General features: G+C 67.4%; 19 protein-coding genes and 1 pseudogene. 4 read left to right on the top strand and 16 right to left on the bottom strand.

Going from position 1 to position 20,812, the window contains the following annotated elements; genetic code table 11:
- Window positions 1-28: 28 nt before the first annotated feature.
- The 10 genes from PNO31109_RS00960 to PNO31109_RS00915 form a co-directional block, all read right to left on the bottom strand.
- Window positions 29-817 (bottom strand): SDR family oxidoreductase, encoded by a 789-nt coding sequence (locus PNO31109_RS00960; RefSeq protein ID WP_150553762.1) that lies wholly within the window; start codon window positions 815-817, stop codon window positions 29-31.
- The gene (locus PNO31109_RS00955) at window positions 814-2,376 is read right to left on the bottom strand and encodes a class I adenylate-forming enzyme family protein (RefSeq protein ID WP_150553761.1); all 1,563 of its coding nucleotides are present in this window, start codon (window positions 2,374-2,376) and stop codon (window positions 814-816) included. The genes PNO31109_RS00960 and PNO31109_RS00955 overlap by 4 nt, the downstream gene beginning before the upstream one ends.
- Before the next feature lie 49 nt (window positions 2,377-2,425).
- Complete coding sequence (locus tag PNO31109_RS00950; protein WP_150553760.1) at window positions 2,426-3,337, bottom strand: ABC transporter permease; 912 nt, start codon at window positions 3,335-3,337, stop codon at window positions 2,426-2,428.
- Between the two features lie 69 nt (window positions 3,338-3,406).
- Window positions 3,407-4,399, bottom strand: coding sequence for an ABC transporter permease (locus PNO31109_RS00945; protein ID WP_150553759.1), 993 nt, complete (start codon window positions 4,397-4,399; stop codon window positions 3,407-3,409).
- Window positions 4,400-4,416: 17 nt separating this feature from the next.
- Entirely contained in the window at window positions 4,417-6,096 is a 1,680-nt protein-coding gene (locus PNO31109_RS00940) for an ABC transporter substrate-binding protein (RefSeq protein ID WP_150553758.1), read from the bottom strand.
- A gap of 89 nt (window positions 6,097-6,185) precedes the next feature.
- Window positions 6,186-6,617, bottom strand: coding sequence for a PaaI family thioesterase (locus PNO31109_RS00935; protein ID WP_150553757.1), 432 nt, complete (start codon window positions 6,615-6,617; stop codon window positions 6,186-6,188).
- Complete coding sequence (locus PNO31109_RS00930; protein WP_150553756.1) at window positions 6,614-7,630, bottom strand: quinone oxidoreductase family protein; 1,017 nt, start codon at window positions 7,628-7,630, stop codon at window positions 6,614-6,616. Before PNO31109_RS00930 ends, PNO31109_RS00935 begins: the two co-directional genes overlap by 4 nt.
- A 187-nt stretch (window positions 7,631-7,817) precedes the next feature.
- A complete protein-coding gene (locus PNO31109_RS00925; protein ID WP_150553755.1) occupies window positions 7,818-8,924 on the bottom strand; it encodes a M14 family metallopeptidase in 1,107 nt (368 codons plus the stop codon).
- Complete coding sequence (locus tag PNO31109_RS00920) at window positions 8,921-9,781, bottom strand: VOC family protein (RefSeq protein WP_150553754.1); 861 nt, start codon at window positions 9,779-9,781, stop codon at window positions 8,921-8,923. The genes PNO31109_RS00925 and PNO31109_RS00920 overlap by 4 nt, the downstream gene beginning before the upstream one ends.
- Before the next feature lie 281 nt (window positions 9,782-10,062).
- Window positions 10,063-10,404 (bottom strand): hypothetical protein, encoded by a 342-nt coding sequence (locus tag PNO31109_RS00915; RefSeq protein ID WP_150553753.1) that lies wholly within the window; start codon window positions 10,402-10,404, stop codon window positions 10,063-10,065.
- 31 nt (window positions 10,405-10,435) lie between these two features.
- On the opposite strand from PNO31109_RS00915, the gene PNO31109_RS00910 reads away from it, so the two are divergent.
- Window positions 10,436-10,666, top strand: coding sequence for a hypothetical protein (locus PNO31109_RS00910; RefSeq protein ID WP_150553752.1), 231 nt, complete (start codon window positions 10,436-10,438; stop codon window positions 10,664-10,666).
- Between the two features lie 357 nt (window positions 10,667-11,023).
- Here the strand turns inward: PNO31109_RS00910 and PNO31109_RS00905 are convergent, their stop codons facing one another.
- Genes PNO31109_RS00905 through PNO31109_RS00895 form a run of 3 tightly spaced genes read right to left on the bottom strand, consistent with a single transcriptional unit; the run spans window position 11,024 to window position 14,875 of the window.
- Window positions 11,024-12,466 (bottom strand): c-type cytochrome, encoded by a 1,443-nt coding sequence (locus PNO31109_RS00905; protein WP_217433177.1) that lies wholly within the window; start codon window positions 12,464-12,466, stop codon window positions 11,024-11,026.
- Window positions 12,467-12,518: 52 nt separating this feature from the next.
- The gene (locus PNO31109_RS00900; RefSeq protein WP_150553750.1) at window positions 12,519-14,177 is read right to left on the bottom strand and encodes a GMC family oxidoreductase; all 1,659 of its coding nucleotides are present in this window, start codon (window positions 14,175-14,177) and stop codon (window positions 12,519-12,521) included.
- A complete protein-coding gene (locus tag PNO31109_RS00895; protein ID WP_150553749.1) occupies window positions 14,174-14,875 on the bottom strand; it encodes a sugar dehydrogenase complex small subunit in 702 nt (233 codons plus the stop codon). The genes PNO31109_RS00900 and PNO31109_RS00895 overlap by 4 nt, the downstream gene beginning before the upstream one ends.
- Window positions 14,876-15,380: 505 nt before the next feature.
- Between PNO31109_RS00895 and PNO31109_RS00890 the strand changes: the two genes are divergently transcribed.
- The 3 genes from PNO31109_RS00890 (at window position 15,381) to PNO31109_RS00880 (ending at window position 18,673) form a co-directional block, all read left to right on the top strand.
- A complete protein-coding gene (locus PNO31109_RS00890; protein WP_150553748.1) occupies window positions 15,381-15,890 on the top strand; it encodes a ferritin-like domain-containing protein in 510 nt (169 codons plus the stop codon).
- Between the two features lie 357 nt (window positions 15,891-16,247).
- Window positions 16,248-17,576 (top strand): MFS transporter, encoded by a 1,329-nt coding sequence (locus PNO31109_RS00885; RefSeq protein WP_150553747.1) that lies wholly within the window; start codon window positions 16,248-16,250, stop codon window positions 17,574-17,576.
- A 113-nt stretch (window positions 17,577-17,689) separates the two neighbouring features.
- Window positions 17,690-18,673, top strand: a complete 984-nt coding sequence (locus PNO31109_RS00880) for a M14 family metallopeptidase (RefSeq protein WP_150553746.1) — start codon at window positions 17,690-17,692, stop codon at window positions 18,671-18,673.
- 3 nt (window positions 18,674-18,676) lie between these two features.
- Here the strand turns inward: PNO31109_RS00880 and PNO31109_RS00875 are convergent.
- The 3 genes and pseudogenes from PNO31109_RS00875 to PNO31109_RS00865 form a co-directional block, all read right to left on the bottom strand.
- Window positions 18,677-19,032 (bottom strand): annotated as a pseudogene (locus PNO31109_RS00875) (hypothetical protein); the annotation flags it as partial.
- A complete protein-coding gene (locus PNO31109_RS00870) occupies window positions 19,033-20,043 on the bottom strand; it encodes a patatin-like phospholipase family protein (RefSeq protein WP_241013749.1) in 1,011 nt (336 codons plus the stop codon).
- Between the two features lie 203 nt (window positions 20,044-20,246).
- Window positions 20,247-20,645, bottom strand: a complete 399-nt coding sequence (locus tag PNO31109_RS00865) for a winged helix-turn-helix transcriptional regulator (RefSeq protein ID WP_150553744.1) — start codon at window positions 20,643-20,645, stop codon at window positions 20,247-20,249.
- Between the last annotated feature and the right edge of the window lie 167 nt (window positions 20,646-20,812).

Raw genomic sequence — 20,812 nt, 5'->3', positions numbered from 1 at the left:
TCCGTGAAGGCGGCGGCCAGCCGCACGTTCAGAGGCGCTGACCGCCGCTCGCGTCGAGCGACTGGCCGGTGATCCAGCGGGCGGCGTCGCTGGCGAGAAACGCCACGATGTCGGCGATGTCGCGCGGCTCGCCCACACGGCCGAGCGCTACGGTTTTTGCGATGACTTCGCGCTCGACGGGGTCGCTCGCGCGGCGATTCAGATCCGTGGCCGTCGCACCGGGCAGCACGGCGTTGACCGTGATGGCGCGCGCGCCGAGATCGGCGGCGAGCAGCCGGGTCAGCGCTTCCAGACCCGCTTTCGCGGGCGCGTAGACGCTCATCTCGGGATATGCCGCCCGGGTGCCCATCGACGACACGTTCACGATGCGCCCGCCGTCGCGCAGGTAGGCAAGCGCGTGCTGGATCAGAAAGAACGGCGACTTGAGATTGACCTGCAAGACGCGGTCGAACGCCTCGGGCGTCACGGCGTCGATGCGCGCACGCAGGCCCACACCCGCGTTGTTCACGAGAATGTCGAACCGCGGCGGCAAATGGTGCGCGGCGAGTGCGCCGGTGAAGCGCTCGATGAGCGCGAGCGCGCCGTCGGGCGAGGCCAGGTCCGCGCGCACCGCAAACGCGCGCGATCCGTTCGCGTGCAGCGCTGCGACGAGCGTCTCGGCGTCGTCTTGCGCGGCGTTGTAGTGCACGGCGACGGTTGCGCCGCGCGCGGCCAGCGCGATAGCGATGGCACGACCGATGCCGCGGCTGGCGCCGGTGACGAGGGCGACTTTGCCGTCGAGACGGATCGGGTCGCGAGATTCAGGCAGAAGATTCATGAGGCGCGGGCTCCGCAGAGGACGGATGTGTGGCTTCGGTCATCGCTCCAGCCGTGCTCGGCTTCGAGCTTGCGCGCCAGTTCCAGCAGCGCGTGACGGTCGACCTTGTTGGTGCCGGCCCATGGCAGTTCGGCAACGAACGCCACGCGTCGCGGATGCTGATACGCGGGACCATTGGCGAGCGCATGCTGCTTGAGGGCGTCGACGCCGAGCGTGCTGCCCGGCTGCCGCACGACGAAGGCGACCGGCACGGCGGCACGTTCCTCGTCGGGCAGCGGCACAACGCTCGCCTGGCGCACTTCGGGGTGCGCCTCGAGCAGCTTTTCCACTTCCACGGGATAGATGTTCTCGCCGGCGCAGACGAACATGTCGTCCGCGCGCCCCACGAAATAGAAGAAGCCGTTCGCGTCGCGCCGCATCACGTCGCCGCTGTAGTACCAGCCGTCCTTGAGCACCTGCGCCGACTTTTCCGGCAAACGGTGATAGCCGCGCATCACGGCAGGGTTGCGCATGCACAGTACGCCGTGATCGGCGTCCGCTCCGTCGACGAGCTTGACGGCGTCCGGCGAGAGCGGATAGCCCAGGGCGAGCGGCGGCAGCGCAATGCCATCGGGGTGCGGGCCGAAGATGCTCGGGCCGGCTTCGGTCGTGCCGTAGCCGTGATGGATATGCGTGTGCGGGAATGCGGTCTGGATTCGGGCGAGGAGCGCGGCGCTCATCGGCGCGGAGCCGAGCATCACGCGCCGCAGCGACGAGACGTCGCGGCCCGCCAGCGTCTGCGGGTCCTTGACGAGCCGCGCGAACATCGTGGGCACGGCGGTGAGCACGGTGATGCGATAAAGCTCCAGCGCATCGACATACGAGGCCACGTCGAACGACGGCAATATCACGAGCGAAGCATTCGCCGCGAAGGCGCGCTTGGCCATGAAGAGCCCGTTCATGTGAAACAGCGGTTGCGCGAGCAGATAGCGCTCGGCCGACGGATCTTCCGGCGGGACGTGCGTCGCCCCAAGCGCCCAGAGCTGCCCGGCGTGCGTGAGCGGCACGCCCTTGGGTTTGCCGGTGGAGCCGGACGTGTAGAGCATCTGGGCAATGTCGTCGTGCGCGGGACGCACGGATTCGAAGTCGGTCGGCCGGACCTGCGCGGTGAAACCCCCGGGACCGTCGTCGTCGAAATCGATGACCGGCACGCGCGAGGCGAATGCTTCGCGGCGTGCACCGTCGACGAACGCGAGCGAGATGCCGGCGTCGTCGATCACGTAATCGAGGATTTCGCGCGACTGCTTGATGTTGATCGGCACGGCGACGTAGCCCGCACGCATGATGCCGAAGTAGGCGATCAGATACTCGGCCCGGTTGAGCGAGGCGATGGCCACGTGGGCGCCGGGCGGCAGGCGCCGGTCGCGCAATAGGGCGGCCACGCCGCCGGCGAGCCGGTCGATGTCGGCGTGGGTATAGCGATGCGGCAGCTTGCCGTCGCGCAGATCGACGATCGCGGTGGCGTTCAGATCGAGCGTTCGGTCGATGAGGTCGCCGAGGTTGTGCCAGCGGTGAGTCATGAGATTCGGTCGGGTGATGAGGGAGTCGTGAAACTGGCGCGAGGCGTGTTCAGCGCTTGCGCAGCGAAGGGTTCAGCGCGTCGTTCAGGCCGTCGCCCACGAGGTTGAGCGCGAGCACGGCGAGCATGATGGCCACGCCGGGCTCCGCGCACAGATACCAGGATGAGCGGATGAGCGTGCGGCCTTCCCCGATCTGGCGGCCCCAGCTCGCCACGTTCGGATCGCCGAGCCCGAGAAACGACACGACCGATTCGTACAGAATCGCGCCGGCCACCACGAGTGTTCCCATCACGAGCACCGGCGGCAGCGCATTGGGCAGCACCTCGCGCAGCGCGATTCGCCATGGCGACAGGCCGACGGTGCGGCATGCCTGCACGAACTCGCGCGACTTGAACGACAGGCACTCCGCCCGTGTGAGGCGCGCGATGGCAGGCCACGACACCAGGGCCACGGCGAGCACCGTGTTCTCGATGCGCGGGCCGAGAATCGCGACGACCGTGAGCACGAAGACGACGTTCGGCACGATCTGGAACAACTCCGTCAGGCGCATGAGCACTTCGTCGATCCACCCGCCCCACCATGCGGCGAGCGCGCCGATCGACACACCGATGAGCGTGGCCGCGACACTGGCGGTAATGCCGATGAGGAGCGTGGCTCGCGCACCGTGCGCGAGCTGGGCGGCGATGTCGCGCCCGAGCGCGTCGGTGCCAAGCGGGTATTGCCATTGCTCGAACGGCCAGATCTCCGGCGCGGCCACGATACGCAGCGGATCGCCCGGATACCACCAGTTCGCGCATAGCGCGACCACGGTGATGAGGGTGAGCAGCGCCGCGCCGGCCACGGCGCCGCCGTGTCGCGTGAATTGCCGCCAAGCGCGGGGGCGGCGCCGCCCGTCGCGAAGCGAGGCGGCGCCACGGCCCGGACGGAGCGCGTCGAGTACAGGTTCTGCGGAAGGCGTCATGGGAAAAAACGGTTCGTTACGGTGGAGCAATGGGAAAACGGATGGCGTGCACGGGGCGCGCCGGCGACATCACGGCGCCTGAGTTCGTATGCGTGGGTCGAGCCGCGTGTAGATCAGATCGACGGCGATGTTCGCGACGATGACCAGGGCCGAGCTGAGCACCAGCAGCCCGAGCACGACCGGGTAGTTGCGACTCATGACACTGTCGAAGAGCACGCCCCCGATGCCGGGCCAGCTGAAGACCGCTTCCACGACGATGCTGCCGCCGAGCACCGTGCCGAGTTGCAGGCCGAGCAGCGTGACTACGGGCAGCATGGCGTTGCGCACCATGTGCCGCACGATCACGGTGCGGCGCGCGAGCCCCTTCGCCAGCGCGGTGCGCACGTGATCCTGGCGCGCCACTTCGAGCATGGACGCGCGCATCACGCGGGCATACGTCGCCGCATAGAAAAGGCCGAGCGTGAGCGCGGGCAGCGCCAGGTGGTGGAGCACGTCGAGCGTGGCGCGCCACACGCCGGCGAGGCCCGTGCCATAGTCCATGCCGATCGTGGTCATGCCGCCCACCGGCGCCCAGCCGAGCTTCACCGAGAACAGGATGATCAGCATGATGCCGAGCCAGAAACTCGGTGCGGCAAAGCACACCACGGCGGCAACGGACACGAGCGTGTCGCGCCACGTATTCACGTTCACGGCAGCGACGACGCCGGCGCTCACGCCCACGAGCACGGCGATGGCCAGACTTGCCAGCATCAGCACGAGCGTGGCGGGCAGATGCGCCACGATCACGTCGAACACCGGCAGGTTGTGGCGGTACGAGTAGCCGAGATCGAGATGCGCCACCGCGTTGATGTAGTGCAGCAGTTGCTGCCACAGCGGCTTGTCCATGCCGTAAGTCACGCGCAGCCGCTCGATCAGCGCCGGGTCGGTGACCTGCTGCTCGGCGGTCATCACGTCGAGCAGTGTGCCGGGCACCGACTGGATCAGGCAGAAGTTCATGACGATCACACCGAGCAGCAGCGGCACGGCTTGCAGCACCCGGCGCAACAACAGACGCGTCACCATGACAGTCGCCTCCCGCCTTACGCGAGCCACACGTCGGCCAGCGCGTCGCCCTGCACGTTGGCGCTGGTCGTCGCGCGCCGCACGTTGGTGCGCGAGAGCGTGAACGATTCCATTTCCACAAGCGGCACGTGCGGCACGTCGGTCGAGGCAAGGCGCGCGAAATCATGGGCGAGCGTTATTCGCTTCGCGTTGTCCGTCTCCACCGTCAGGCGATCGACGAGCGCGTCCATCGCCGGGTTTGAATAGCCGGTGGCGTTGCGAAACGCCGCGCCCTTAACAATGCCGTCCGTCGTGTAGAACTGCGTGACCACTGGCACGAGTTCGAGCGGGGCGGTGAAGTTCGAGATGGCGATGTCGTAGTCGTAGTCGCCGTAGATGCGCTTGAGCGACGTGGCCCGGTCGAGCGAGTCGAGCTTCACGGTGATGCCGATGTCCTGCAGCGCCTGTTTCACGTACTGACCGAGCTTGGCGTTCTCCTCGAACCAGGCGGCGGCAACAAGGTTGACCGTGAAGCGCGAGCCGTTCTTGCGGGGCAGGCCTGCGGTGTCGAGCAGCGCGCGCGCCTTGGCGGGGTCGAACGGGTATTTCGGCACGTCGTCGGTGAAGAACAGCGGATTGCTGCGGAAAATCGGCGAGACGGCGGGCTTGCCGCGCCCGAAGTAGATCGTGTCGATGATGAACTTGCGGTCGATGGCATGCAGGATCGCCTGACGCACCTCGCGTCGCCTGACGTGCTCGCGTCGCTGGTTGAATTCGATGGTGACCGCCCACGCGGCGTTTTCGTAGCCCTTCGTCTCCACCGCGATCTTGCCCGTCTTCACGAGACGGTCGATGTCGCGCGCCGGCACCGGGTTGGAGAACGCCACCGCGAGTTCACCCGTTTCCAGTGCGGCCGAGCGCGACGCCGGATCGCTCCACCAGCGAATGATCAGCTTGTCCGGATACGGCTGCGCATTGTTCCAGTACTGCTCGTTGCGCGAGTAGGCGACGTGGCTGCCGCGCACCCACTGGCCGTACTTCCACGGCCCGGTGCCGACCGGCGCGTTGTTGAGCGGGTTCGTGATGATGTCCTTGCCCGCATAGAGGTGTTTGGGCACGAGCACCTGGTATTGACCCGCCAGGATCGATTTGAAGAAGAACTCCGGCACCGGCGTGGAGAATTCCAGTTTCACGGTGTGAGCGTCGAGCGCGCTCACACGCTTGAGCGCCTTGAGCGCGACGCCGGCCGAGATCGGCTTCCAGTGTTCCTGCACGTTATAGACGACGTCGTCCGCGGTAAAGGGCTTGCCGTCGTGCCATAGCACGTTCTTGCGCAGCGAGACGGTGTAGGTCCTGAAGTCGCCCGAGGCGCGCACGTCGGTGGCGAGCACCGGCTGGAAGGCGAGCTTCTCGTCGATCTTGAGCAGCCGCTCGAGGATCTTCGTCGAGGTCATGAACGGGCTGGAGCCGCCGCCGCCCGGCACGAACAGCGCCTGCGGCTCGAGGCCGCCCCAACTGGCCACGAGCGTGCCGCCGCGGCGTGGTGTCCCGCCCGTGATCGTGCCTGCGCCGCCGGCATTGGTCGCGCCGGCTGCATTGGCGCGCGTGGGCGAGACAAGCCATCCGGCGGCGCCGGCCAGCGTCGTGGAGGCGGCCAGGGCGCCGCCCGCGCTGCGATAGAGGAACTGACGTCGGGAAAGGCCCCGTGATTTACGCATGATGAACTCCGGTAAGGCTGGGCACTCGTGCGTGCGCGCGAGTGCCTTGCAACGTCTTGGCGATGAAACCCCAGCGAATGTCCGGCGCGTCAGGCGGGCGCCAGCGTGGCGTAGCTCGCCCGGCCGATCGCCACGAGCGCGCCCTGGTCATTGAAAAGATCGACGTCCGCGACACCGATGCTCTTGCCGAGCCGGCGCACGCGCGCCACGGCGCGCAGATCGGTGTCGACGGCCGGTCTCAGGTAGTCCACACGGAAGTTGACCGTCGGCAGCCCGCGGCCGACGAGCATGCCCACGGCGAAGTCGCCGACCGTGTCGATGACCGCCGCGAGCGGGCCGCCGTGCCACTGGCGCGTACCCGCGCCGCGCTCGAAGGCCGGCTGGAACGGCACGCGCACGTCGAGGGTTTGTGCGTCGTGATCGAGCGCCGTCACACGCAGGCCGAGCCACGCGATGAACGACGACTTGTCGAACGCCTGCTGGACCTGTTCGGCGCGAAGGGGCTGGACGGACGTGCTCATGCGGCCACCAGCACCTTGCCGATGACCTGGCGGTTCTCCAGCGTCGCGAGGGCTTGCGCGCCATGTTCCAACGGCCACTTCTTGTCGATCAGCACGCGCAGCTTGCCGCTGGCAACGAGTTCGAGCAGTTCGTGGAGGTCTTCGCGCTCCCAGCCGTTCGAGCCGCGGATCTGCAGCTCGAACGTCCAGATGAAGCGCAGGTCTTCCTTGGGATCGAAGCCCGCCGTGGCGCCGCAGGTGAGCACGCGTCCGCCCTGGCGCAGGGTGCGCAGCGAGCGCGTCCACGTGTCGCCGCCGGTGAAGTTCACCACCACGTCGACACCGCCGTTCTCGGCCGCGCCGCGGCGGCGCGCGGCCTTGCCGTAGCGGGCCCGCACGACTTCCACGAAGTCTTCCTCGGTGTAGTGGATGATGTCGTGCGCGCCAAGCTCGCGCAGACGCTCGCCCTTCTCGCGCGAACCCGCGCAGGCGATCACATGCGCGCCGGCGAGCTTCGCCAGTTGCACGGCGCACACGCCCACGCCGCCGCTTGCGCCGAGAATCAGCACACGTTCGCCGGCCTTGATCTGGCCGATGCGGTGCATCATGCGCAGCGCGGTGCCGTAGGCCACGGGCAGGGCGGCGGCGGCGTCGAACGAGACAGCGTCGGGCAGGCGCACCAGTTGATGCGCGGGTACGCGGCACAGCTCGGCCAGGCCGCCGTGGGTCGTTTCACCGACCAGGCCGCCCGTGACGCGGTTGATGGGATCGACGAGCACGCGATCGCCGACCGACCAACCTTCGACACCCGGGCCGACGCTGGCGATCTCGCCAGCCACGTCCAGCCCGATGATCACCGGGAACGGCAGCTTGATGCCGGGCATGCCGCGACGGGTGAATACGTCGTGGTAGTTCAGCGACGAGGCGCGCACGCGCAGGACCACTTCGCCTTCGCCGGCAACGGGGTCGGGGAAGTCGGTCTCGAGTCTCAGGGCGTCGTTGTCGCCGTGTTCACGCAATACGATGGCTTTCATGTCGTTTGTCAGTCGTTTGTCAGTCGTTTCTCGGTCGATTCAGGGTGAGCGACGCCCTCGGGCAGTCGCCGATCAGTGTTGAAAACGGAAAACGTGGCGCCGGCGCGGACCGCCCTGGCAGCCGCGCGACGCCCAGGGTCGGGCGTCAGCCGGTCATGGGCTTGCGTTCATACGTGCTTGCGCCTCGCTAAGCCGCCGTGGCGAGTCCCTGCAGCGCCTGCTGCGTGATCTGCAGGCCGTGCGCGAGCACGCTGTTGCGCCACACCGAGGACACCGGTACGAAGGCGTCGAGCACGTCGGCGCGCAGTTGACGGTCGCGCGCGGCGTCGGGCTGTGCGCCTGCGCGTGAGCGCAGCCATTGATCGAGGCGATTCGCGAGGCTGGCGTTCGCGCCGCGCGTGCCGAATTCCACGACTGCGCCGATCACCGGACGTCCCTTTGCGAACTGCTCGACGCCGCGGAAGACGAGACCCTGATAGTCGGGGCGGCGCAGGCCGTGCGGCCGTTGATCGAGCACGCGTTGCTCGCCCCACCAGCGCGCGGCTTCACGCTGCTCTGCGCTGTTCTCGACGTTAAAGCAAAGGAAGAAGGGCTCGCCGTACTCGCCAATGCCGGTGTGCCAATCGATCAGGCCGATGCGCTGCGCCTGCGCGAGGTCGCGCTCGACGATGGTCTGCAGTGTCACGTTCGACCATTCCCGTGCGCGTCCGCCGTAGATGAGGCCGTCGGCGTGGGTGTACTGGCCGCTCGCGAGCGTGTTGAAAAGCGCGTCGGCGCCGTGCGTTTCGCGAAAGGCGTCGATGGCCTTGGCGCTTTTTTCCAGACCCTCGCTCGTCCATTCCTCGGGAATCAGATGATCGTGCAGCGACGCGTAGTGCGCATTGGCCGGCGGCGTGCGGGCGTGGTCGATGAAGTTGCGGTTCAGGTCGACGTTGTTTTCCGTGGTCCGCGTGGCGTGGGCAAAACCGTAGGGGTTGAGCGCGTGCACGAAAGTCACGGCCACGCCGGAAGGCAACGTGCTGGCCGCGTGTGCGAGCCATGCGGTTTGGACGGCCGAGCCCGCGCCACCTTCGAGGCCGTGCGTGCCGCTGATGGCGAGCAACTGATGCGGTGCGTGCGCCGGACCGAGGCGCGCGACGTCGATGCTGAGCTCGCTGCCGTCCGGCGCCTTGGCATTGGGGTGAACGTAGGTCGTGAGGCTCGCGCCCGCGTGGTCGGCGGCGCGCCGAAAGCGTTGCCGGGCGTCGCTATAGTCGACGCCGAACGCCTGCCACCAGGTCGGCTGCGTGCTCATGCGGCGTCCCCTTCGACGAACTGCAGTGCCACGCGAAAGCCGTCCGCGGCGGCGACGAGCACCGAGCGCTCGCCCGGCGCCGTGAATGGCACGCCGTTCTCGCGCAGCGTGGCCCGGGTCTGCACGAGCGAGCGGGTGCGCAGGACGAGCGCGACGTTGCGCTCGCTGCCATCGTCGGTCGTCTCGACCTTGCCGAAACGTTGCTCGGCTTCGGCGGGTGTGACGAAATGCACGCGTGCGCGACCGGCGGCGAACGAATAGCCTTGTGAGCCCGTGGCCGTGAGCACGCCGGGTCCGAAGACGCGCTCGTACAGCGTGGCGGTCACGGCGGGGTTCGGCGAGCTGATGACGAAGCCGACAATGTCCGTCACGCCGTTGGGATGATCGCGCCACTCGTCGCGCCAGACGTTCTCCGGCGTGAAATGATGGCAAAAGAACGTGCGGCCGTTGCGCACCAGTTCAGCGGCCAGACGCACGGTGCGAAAGCGGGCCTCTTGCGTGGCGCCGTCGGGCAGGCGCACCGGCCGGAAGAATTCGGCGGGGGTTTCCACGCCGATGTTGCGCGCCTGCAGGGCGCTGAAGAGACCGTGCGAGTCCTGCGTCTTGAAGACGAGGCCCGTGAGACCGAGCGGCGCCTGCGTCACGTCGGGGCGAGCCATCGATTTGCCGGCCTCGTAGCCGAGCAGTTCGAGGTAGTTCTCGCCGAAGATGGCCAGATGGTTGCTGGTGCCGAGCGAGTGATGGCCGCGTTCGGTCAGCGAAAAACCGAGACGGCGGTAGATGTCGACGGACGCGTCGAGCTCGCCTTTGACGTTGATGACCACATGGTCGAGCACCGGGGCGGGAATCTGGCTCATGCCCGGCCTCCGTTGCGGTGATGGGGATGTCGGGCGGTGGCGGCGACGGAGGTAATGGCGCTAATGACGGTGAGGGCGACAGCACCGACGGCGGCGCCTTGGGCAAAACGGCTGAACACGACAGCTCCCGGCAAAATTGGACGACTCGTCCATTCTAGGAGCGTTGACGCCCACGCCCAACTGACCGTTTTTGCTTTGCTTAGTGAAGAGATTGCGGGTCGTGAGGGCCTCACGAGGGCCGGCGCGAAACCCCCGGCCACTTCTCGTCGGGCGATGCGCTTTCAGAAGCGCCGTTTCACGTACACCGACGCGCCGATGTCATGCTGCCCCAGCACCGGGATCTTGGCGCTGGCCGAGACGGTCCAGTCGTCGGTCTTGAGCGACAGGCCTCGCTTGGGATCCGAGCCGAGCTTGTCGTCGGCATTGTCCCATTGCACGAGCGACAGCCGTGGCGACGTGGAAGGCCCGATCGCCAGATAGCGCTGCGCGGGCCTGGCGGCGGGCTCGGCGGGCGTGGTGTCGACCCACCGGGCGTGCCGGATGCTCCCATCGGCGGACGCGGCGCCGTTGATGGCCTCGATACGGGTGTAGAGCAGCGCGCTGTCGTCAGCCCGCGCGCTCACGTCGGGGCCAGGGCGGCCAAACGGATATACCGTGACGGGAACGGCAGGCACCGCGGCGACAGACACAGGGGCCGACGCTGGCGGCACGCTGACCGGCAGCGGCGCGGGGCCAACGTTGGCCAACATCATCTTTTCGGATGATCCCGGGCTGACGCCCTCCGCCGTCGCCACGCCGGTGAGGGCGGCGACACAGGCGCCGATACAACCGCTGGCCATCCACCTGTTCAGGCACGTCATGGACATGCCTCCCGTGAAGGAATGAAACCCCTACATCACGAGCCCAATTTCTACCTTCGCACAACGAATCGTCTTGCGCGGTCTTTGTGCAACTTCCGTACTTAGGAAGTGTAGTCCGTGATTGGCGGTGCGCCACCCCAATTTGCACCGATCCCCCCGCCTTGGCGGTCCCCGAAGGCCGAAGGCCCCGTCCGACGTGAGACTCCGGGCGCGGGGCATGGTGACGCTCCGGGTTTATCCCGATCGTAAGCGCCACCGGCCGTGCGCCGGGGCGTTCATACGCCCTCGGGCGCAGCCGCCGCCACGCCGGACGTCCTCGGACTGACCGACGAGGCGGCGCCCAACCGGGAGTGTCGGCAAAGCTGCGAAACCGGGTCGGGCGTTACCGCGAGCCCGACGGCGCAGGCGGTCGGGGGGGCGGCGTGCGGCTATGGCGCCGGCGCACGATAAATGCCACGGCCGCGAGCATGATGGCGAGCGCGAGCGCCAGCGCCGTCACCCACGCTGCCGGAGGCAGGCGCGCGATCAGCGGACGCGGACCGCCGTGCCGTAACGCCGAGACGCGCTCGGCGGACACGGGCTGCGCCTTCGGGTTGCCGTAGTGCGCCGTCACATAATTCGTGATGGCGGCGATGTCTTCGTCGGAGAGCGATGCCACCACGGACTTCTCGTCGAAGCGCGGCATCGCCACGGTCTTGCCGCCCACCGTGCGCGTGACGCCATTGAGGATCGTGGCGACCACGTTCGTCGGATCAGGATGCCCTGTGGTGGTGTTGTGATACAGCGCCGGGTATTGTCCGTCGCGGCTGCCGCCGCCGTCGGGACGGTGGCAGCTCGCGCAGTACGCACTGAAGAGTCGCGCGCCGCCCCTGATCGCGTCGTGCGAGTTGCTCTTCTCGGCGCCCCGCTGTCGGGCCTCGTCGCTATAGGGGCCGCCCAGCGAGAACGCGGCCGTCTGAGGGGCGGCCTGTGGCGAGACGGACGGCACGGTACGCAGATACGCGACGATGGCGTGCAGATCGGCGTCCGTCAGATATTGAAGGCTGTTCTGCACCGCCTCGGCCATCGGTCCCGCGGCATTGGCCTTGCCGGCCAGGCGCCCCGTGCGCAGGTACTCCACCAACGCCTCGTCGCGCCAGCGGCCGATGCCCGAGTCGCCCGAGGTGATGTCCGGCGCGAACCACGGCCCCACCTGGGCGCCCGAGAGCGCCTTGGATGACATCTCGTTCATGAACGCACTGCGCGGCGTGTGACACGCGCCGCAGTGCGCCAGTCCGTTGACCAGATAGTTGCCGCGATTGACCTGCTCCGATTTCGATGGATCCGGCCGGAAGCGTTCGCGATCGAGGAACAGCACGTTCCACGCCGCCAGCGTGCTGCGCATGCTGAACGGAAAGGCGAGCTGCGTCTGCGCCGCGCGCACGTCGACCGGTTCGACGCCATGCATGAAGTAGACATAGAGCGCGTGGATGTCTTCGTCCGATACCTTCGCATAGGACGTGTAGGGCATGGCCGGGTAGAGATGCTGTCCGTCGGCCCGAACGCCTTCTCGCACCGCGCGTGCGAACTGCGCTTCCGTGTAGTTGCCGATGCCGGCCTGCTTCGACGGCGTGATGTTGGTCGCGTAAATCGCGCCGAGCGGCGATTCGAGGCTGTAGCCGCCCGCGAACGGCTTGCCGGCAGGGGCGGTGTGACATGCCGCGCAATCGCCCGCGATGGCCAGATACTTGCCACGGGCGAGCGTGGCGTTGTCGGCCGGCGCGCTGGCGGCCTGCCCGGCAAGCGCGGCGCCGCCCATTGCGAAGAGCGCCAGGCTCAGGGCCACACGCGCGACGCACGCGCGCCGCCCGGCTCGAAGGCGTGGTGTCGGCTTCATGCTAGGTGCGCCCGAGCGTGGCGAGGATGTTGGCGGCGGCCTTCAGGCCGAGCGCAGCCATCGTCAGCGTGCTGTTGACCACACTGGCGGACGGCATCGCACCGCCGCCGGGCAGCCACAGGTTGGCGTGGTCGTGCGCGCGGCAGTTGCCGTCGACGACTGAGTCCTTCGGGCTGGCGCCCATGATCGTGCCGCCCATGATGTGGTTGTTTGCATTGAGCTGCTGCGTGATCTCGAAATCGACCGCATGGAACAGGCTGCCGATATGCTCGAGCTGCGCTTTGCATGCCTGGGCGCCTTGCGTCACGTACTCGCCGACGTCGTAGTAGATGTCCGGGCAGGCGAGGCCCAGCGGGTCGCGCCGGGTCCGGCTCAACGTAAGGCGGTTCGTCGGGTTCGGCAGGGGCTCGAGGCTGATCGACAGATCGACGCCGAAGATGGTGCGCCGCCGGATTTCGTCGTCGAGCGCCTTGCCCACGAGCCCGAGCTTGAGCGCCTGTGTCGCCGCCGGCCCCACGCGCGTGATGTTGTTCAGGATGATCTTGTTGGCGGAGTAGCGCGACCGGAACTCGCCGTCGCGCGCGCCGACCATGCAGCTGCTTTGCGCCGGACCGCGGCCCGTCCATAGTGGCTCGCCGGCGAGGAACGTGCAGTGAAAGCCGGAGTGGTCCATCATGTTGCGCCCGACCTGATCGGATGCATTCGCGATGCCGTTCGGATTGCGCGCGTTGGCCGCGAGCAACAGCAGGCGCGGCGTCTCGATGCCGTTGCACGCGAGCACGAAGCACTTGCCCGTGGCCTTGCGGGACTTGCGCGAGGCGTCATACCAATGCACGGCCGTCACGCGATTGGTCTCGTCGGTGTCCACGCGGTATGCGACGGCCTGATCGAGCACCTTCGCGCCCAGCCGCTCCGCGCGCTCGACATGGTGGATGCCGTTGTACATCGCCGAGATCGGGCAGATCGGCTGGCAATTGTTGTTGCCGCAGCAAGCGGGCCGGCCGTCCCACGGCACGACGTTGCGCGCCTGGGGAATCGGCACGAGGCGATAGCCGTGCGGATTCACGATCTCGGCGAAACGCCGGTCGGCGTATCCCCACGGGATCATGTCCATCGGATACGGCTCGCTGCGCTCCGGGGGCGACTGCAGCGCCGGGTCATGCGGACCTGCGACGCCCATCTCGCGCTCGGCCTCGCAATAGAACGGCTCGAGCTCGCGATACTCGATCGGCCAGTCCCGGCCCACGCCATAGGTGCTTTTCATTCGCAAGTCGACGGGCAGATGCCGCCAGCACGACGCCGCCCAGTGCCATGTGGTACCGCCCACCACGCGCAGGTAGCCCTGTTGAAAACCCTGTCCGCTCGGGCCGCTCAGGCCGACGTAGTTGTTCTTCGGAAAATAGAGCGGGGCCGGCGCGAGCGGGGATTGCGGAAAAGGGCTCTGGAAGTCGGACCCCACACGCTGCGCGAACGGAAGGTTGCGCCAGTTCTCGACGGCGCGCCCGCGCTCGATGCGCGGGCCCGCTTCGAGCACGAGCACCGAATAGCCCTGCGCGCTCACGCGCGCGGCGATCATTGCGCCGACCACGCCGGAGCCCACGACGACCACGTCGGCCTGTGCGTCGCCGTTGGCGCTGAATGCGGGGGAGCGTGCCTTCATTGCGTGGACTCCTTCTGGCGGTTCGACGGCGTCGGGGTGGTCTTCGGCGGGGCGGGCTGGTCCGTCGTCGGCACCGGGAAGCCGGTCGTCGGCGCGGGGGTTACCGGGCGGTTGACCGGCGGCGATACCCCCGCGGCCGGCGGCGCCTCCGTCCACCAGGCGGGCCCGCCGCGGCAGTACGTCGGCGGGCTCTGACCGTCGGCCACGGGCTGGTACATCAGCGCGTCGTGATACGCGACGACGGTCGCGTCCGCGCCCTCGCCGACGGTGCCCGTGTACCACGCGGCCACGACCGACAGACACGCGTCGCGAAGTCCTTCCTTCGACGCTGCCGCCAGTAGCGCGTTGGCGTCGTCATTGGCCGCCGCCGCGAGATCGGCCAGCCGGCGGGCGTCGCTCGCGAACGTGTCCGAATGCGCACGAAACGCGAGATAGATGCGGCGGGCCGTCTCGGTGTCGAGCGTCTTATGCCCCGTGATGGCTGTCGAGAACGCGACGAATTGCCGCAGCGCCGCGGCATCGACGGCATTGCCCGCCGCCGCAGCGCTGGCCGCACCGGCGCCCGGCGTCGCAGCGCTCGACGGCGACGCCCATGAACTGCCGCGCAAGGCCAGTTCGGCGGCCGTGCCGGCAAAGGCGAGCATCAACGTGCGTCGCAGCCGATTGACGGTGCGAAAGGGTTTCCCGGGTCTCGGCATGGTCGATCCGTGGCAGGGTTTCCGGAGTGCAAAGCCGGCCGGCTGGCCGTCCGGTTCTGCATCAGGCAAGTTGCGTGCCTTCGTGTGCCTTCGTGTGCCTTTGTGTGCCTTTGTGTGCCTTTGCGTGCCCCGTGGGCCGTTGCCACCGTGGTAGCCCACGACGCCCCGCAGGTTCGTCGACGTAGCGGGCGAACCGGCCCCCTGTTCCGACGGCGCGCCGCGCCGGGCGTCGCGCGCGGCGTTTTGCCGTTTGCCGCTTGCCGCTTGCCGTCTGGCCGCGTCGGTGCGCGCTTGCGAAAGAGGTGATTTCTACAGACTTGTGCACATTCTCCGTTCCGGCGCGCCGCCGCGGCGGGCGGGTAGCGTCGGCGGCGTGCTGGCACGCCCGTTGCGTGCTTCGGCAGCGAGGTCGCGCCTATCCCTCGACGAGACCTTCGGAGATTCGGGAGGGCGGCGAGTGTGGCAGCCGCCGTCTGGCGCTCATTCAATCCAACAGGAGAGATTCATGAACGAAGCACAGGATCATCTGATCGATTGGCTCCGGGATGCGTATGCGATGGAAAAGCATGCGGAGACGATGCTCAAGGCGCAGGCGTCGCGTCTTGAGCATTACCCCGAACTCAAGGCGCGAATCGAACAGCACATCGAAGAGACGATCGGGCAGCAGAAGTCGCTCGAAGCGTGTCTGGACAGCATGGGCAGCTCGCCTTCGACGATGAAGGACCTTGCCGGACGTATCGGCGCCTTCGGGCAGGCGCTTGGCGGCGGCCTCGCCTCGGACGAGGTGGTCAAGGGGGCCATGGCCGGCTATGTCTTCGAGAACATCGAGATCGCGGCGTACACGACACTGATCGCCGCCGCGCGCACCTGCGGGCGCGACGACGTGCGCGAGACCTGCGAAATGATCTTGCCCCAGGAAGTCGAGATGGCGCGGTGGCTGCTCGAGCATCTGCCGCACGTGACCGGCGCATATCTCACGCGTGACGCGATGGACGAAGACTCGGCGAAGCGATAAATCGCCACGCCGCGTGCGCTGGCGGGTCGTTCGCGCTCGCCGGGACTGCGGCGGCCCCCAACGGGCTCAAGCGCGGCGAGAATACGGTTCCCTCTTGGCCGCGGCTTGCCCGCGGCGTTTTTTTGGCAGGTCGCCGGGCGCTCGACCTGTTGCGCTGCAATCAGCACATTTGCGTGCCGAAACGGCACGAAGCCCGAATTTCTCCCGCCTACACTCCGCTTCCTGAGACTGGCCGGTGGCCCGCGCGCCTCATGAATGGGCCCCATGCAGCTGATGCGCCTCATGCGCCTCATGCGCCGCGCGTGCGGCCGCCACACACTTCGACTTCAATGCCAGCCACCCCCAGAGGAGCAGGGTATGACCAGTAGCACCGCCAAACCGGCACAACACAATCCGTGGCGCGAAATCTGCGCCGCGAGCATCGGCAATGCACTCGAGTTCTACGACTTGCTGATCTATGGCTACTTCGCCATCGTGATCGGCCAGTTGTTCTTCCCCGCGCACGACGCGACCACCTCGCTGCTGCTGTCCGTCGGCACGTTCGGGATCTCGTTCGTCACGCGTCCGCTCGGTTCCATCATTCTCGGCAGCTACGCCGACCGCGCCGGCCGCAAGGCTTCGCTCACGGTCTCCATCGGCCTGATGATGCTCGGCACCGCCATGATCGCGTTTGCGCCGACTTATGAGCAGATCGGCATAGCCTCGCCGCTCATCATCATCGTGGCGCGCATGCTGCAGGGCTTCTCCACCGGCGGTGAATTCGGCGCGGCCACGGCGTTCATGGTCGAGCACGCCGACGCCAGGCGCCGCGGTTTCTTCGCCAGTTGGCAGATGTCTACGCAGGGGCTGGCCACGGTGCTCGCCGCCGGCGTCTCCGCGCTGCTCAGCCTGTTGCTGAGCGCCGACCAACTGAGCGCGTGGGGCTGGCGCATCGCCTTCGCCGTGGGGCTGCTTATCGGCCCGGTCGGCCTCTACATTCGCCGCAACATCGACGAAACCGCCGACTTCAAGAAGCTCGGCGAGAAGCAGCGCGAGAAGTCGCCGCTGCGCGAAGTCTTCGGCCGCGATCGCGCCAACATGCTGCTCGGCGCCGGCGTCGTGGCCGCGGCCACCGCGTTCAACTACGTCCACAAGCTGTACATGCCCACGTATGCGGTGAAGCAACTTCACATTCCGGCGACGTCGTCGTTCCTCGGCGCGGTCGTGACCGGCGTGATGCTGATGATCGCGGCGCCGGTCGTCGGCCATCTGTCCGACAGGTTCGGCCGCATTCGCGTGATGCTCTGGGCGCTGATTCTGGTGGGCGTGACGACGTATCCGCTGTTCGTGCTGCTCAATCGCTATCCGACGTTCCAGACGCTGCTGATGGTGCAGGCGCTCGTCGGCCTGCTCATCGCGGTGAGCCTCGCGCCGCTGCCCGCGCTTCTCGCCGACATCTTCCCGACGAGCACTCGCGGCACGGGCCTGGCGCTGTCGTACAACTTTTCGGTAACGGTGTTCGGCGGTTTTGCCCCGCTGATCGTGACCTGGCTCATCGACGCCACGCACAACAAACTCGCCCCGAGCTTCTACGTCATGGCGACGGCCGTGCTCAGCATCTGCGCCGTGATCTCGCTGGGGCGCCGCGTGCGTGCAGGCAAGATCGTCGGCATTGCGCACGGTTCGACGCGTGCATCGAAGGCCTGACCGGCCGGCGCACCGACCATCGACTGATTGATTTTCGCCGCAACGACGACGTCCGCCGCTTCTGCTGCCGCGACGTCGTCTTTTTTTCGGCATCCCCTTGCGGAGCATTTTCCATGACCACGCTTGAAGCCATCCGCGCCGCCCTGCCGGCGTACCCCATCGAAGTCTCGTTTCCCGACATCACCCGCTGGCGCGAAGGCAACACCGGCATCGACTATCTGCATACGTTCGATAGCGGCAAGCCCGGCCGGCACGTCATGATTCTTGCACTCACGCACGGCAACGAAGTGAGCGGCGCCATTGCCGTGGACGCGCTGCTCGCCGCGGGCGTGCGCCCTTCGGCCGGCCGTCTGTCGCTGGGCTTCGGCAACGTCGGCGCGTATGAAGCGTTCAATGCCGAGAACGCCGATGCGACCCGTTTTCTCGATGAAGACATGAACCGCGTCTGGTCGCCGGCGGCGCTCGACGGCGAGCGCCAAAGCCGTGAGCTGGCGCGAGCGCGCGCCATGCGTGCGCTCATCGATACGGTCGATCTGCTGCTCGACATTCACTCGATGCACGAAGCCTCGGCGCCGCTGATGATGACCGGCCCGCTCGAGAAGGCCATCGCACTGGCCGCCGAGATCGGCACGCCCGAGCATGTGATCATCGACAAGGGACACGCCAACGGCACGCGCATGCGCGACTACGGCGGTTTTGGCGATCCGGCAAGCCCGAAGAACGCGCTGCTCATCGAGACGGGCCAGCACTTTGCGGCCAGCGCGCGCGACGTCGCGCTCGACGCGGCCGCGCGTTTCCTGCTCCACGCGGGCGTGGTGTCGGCGCAGGACGTGGCAGCGTGGCTCACGCTGCCGAAGCCGGCGCGCCAGAAGTTCGTGGAAATCACGCAGCCCGTGGTGGCGCGCTCGATGGACTTCCGCTTCTCGCAGCCGTTCAAGGGACTGGAGGTGATCGAAAAGGCCGGCACGGAGATCGCGCGCGACGGCGACGAGATCATCGTCACGCCCTACGACAACTGCGTGATCGTGCAGCCGTCGATGCGCCATCTCGGCGTGAATGTCACGATGATGCGTCTGGGACGCCTGCTCGATCGCTGAGCCCGAGGCCATCAGGCCGAGTCCCGGTGCCGCGAACGGGGTCGTGCCGGAAAAAAAGTATTGGAATGGCGTTCTGGAGGGCGGGCGTGCCGGGCATGGCGGACATCGTGAAGGTAGAGGCGCCCAGCGCAATGGCAGCCGGCATCAACCGCACCGGGATGTCGGCCTCGCGAAAGAGTGCGCCGTGGGGGCCAGCACGAAGAAGGCCGCGAACAGGCTCATGCCGCCGTAAGTGACGAACGCACCGCCCAGCCCCACTGCGAGATCGCCCGCCGCGGGCGCGGCAGCAGCACGGTCCAGCCGCGATAGGCGAGCCAGACGAGTAGCCCCAGGCCGATCAGGATGCCGGCGAGCTCCATTCAGGGCGCCTGTGCGAGCGGATCGAGGCCAATGTCCAGATCGAGCGTCGCGCGACGCCCGATGTCTGCGCCGTGCCGTTGCAGGAAGGCGTCCGCGCAGCGTCGCCCCTCGTCGCGCAGCATCACCAGAAAATCCCATTCGGCGGAGAGTTTCGACGAGTAGCCGAGCGAGGTCATCATGTCGCTCGCGATGCGATGCATGCGCATCTGCGCCCAGCGCCTGCCTTCGTCGCTGCCCGCGTCCACGACCTGGCGCAGCACTGCGATCATGCGCAATTCCTTGAGCAGCGTGGCGTTGAACGACACTTCGTTGACGCGGTTCAGGATGTCGCGCGCCGAGCGCGGCACTTCGGCGCGCTCGACGGGGTTGACCTGTACGAGAATGGTGTCGCACGACACCGTCTCGCGCACCAGTGGCGTGATCGACGGATTGCCCGCGTAGCCGCCGTCCCAGTACGATTCGCCGTCGATGTCGATGGCGCGATAGAGCATTGGCAGACACGCGGATGCGAGGAGCACGTCGGCCGTCATCTCGGCGTTGCGAAAGACGCGCCCGCGTCCGGTGCGCACGTTCGTCGCGGTGATGAAAAGCTGAATCGGGCAGGCGCCGATACCGTCGAAATCGATGTGGTCGGCGAGCAGCCGACGCAGCGGATTGAATTCGAGCGGTGCGAGATCGTAGGGTGACACGACGCGTGCAGCCAGATCGAAAAACATGAAGAACGGTGAATTGTCGAGCGACCAGCGGCCCAGCACGATGTCGAGAGGGGTGCGACGCAACGGACTGAACCGGCCGGCGTGAGCGACGTCACGCCAGAAACGCTCGAGCGCGCCGCGCGCTGCGTCTGGGCCGCCACGGGCATAGCCGGTCGCGAGCACTGCGGCGTTCATGGCACCGGCCGACGTGCCGGAGATGCCTTCGATGTGAAAGGGCGAGGTGTGGGAGATCTCTTCAAGCAGTCGGTCGAGCACGCCCCATGTGAACGCGCCGTGCGCGCCGCCGCCCTGCAGCGCAAGGTCGACGGGCAGGGTGCCGGATGCGCGCGCCGTTGCGCGGGCGTTCGCTGACGCCCGCGTGGCGGCACGGGCTTTCTGGTGGCTTGGCATGATCCCTCGGCGATGCGGCGCGAGGCCAGTCGGCGCCGGCCGCGGAGTTCGTGACGAGAGTACGGCTGCAGGCGCGACGCACTTTGCGCTGCAACATGGCCACTCTGTCAGATAACCGTGAAATCGGCAACCGCGGGAGAGGGGCTGCGCTTACCGCGGCGCAGACTCAATTGTGCGAGGACGTCTGCATGCTGGTTGCCCCATCGGTAAAGCATTTCGATCGGCTCGATGAAGAGCTCGCCCAGCGGCGTGAGCGAGTATTCGACCTTGGGCGGGACCACCGCGTAGACCTCGCGGTGAATCAGACCATCCCGCTCGAGCTCGCGCAGCGTCTGCGTGAGCATCTTCTTGGAAATGCCAGGCAGGCGGCGCTGCAACTCGCCGGTGCGCGTGGTGCCGCACTGCAAGGCGTAGAGCACCATGCTCGTCCACTTCACGCTGAAGAGTTCCAGCACGCGGCGCGGCACACACGTCTCTTCGAAAACGAACGGTTCGGGTTTGCTCATGGTAACCAAATGGTGACTATTCAACTAAAGGGTGCCTACTGGGGATTTGGCACCTTCGTCACTATACTTTCTGCCGGTAGTGCGCGTCACCCCGGGAGCGTGATCGCCCCGCGCGAGGACATGGCGCGGCCGGGCGATGGCCCTGCCAGTATGCGCACGTAAATGGA

It is taken from the genome of Pandoraea nosoerga (assembly GCF_902459585.1).
GTDB classification, from domain to species: Bacteria; Pseudomonadota; Gammaproteobacteria; order Burkholderiales; family Burkholderiaceae; genus Pandoraea; species Pandoraea nosoerga.
Note: the sequence above shows the minus strand (reverse complement) of the source record. Positions and strands in the feature narration are given on the sequence as shown.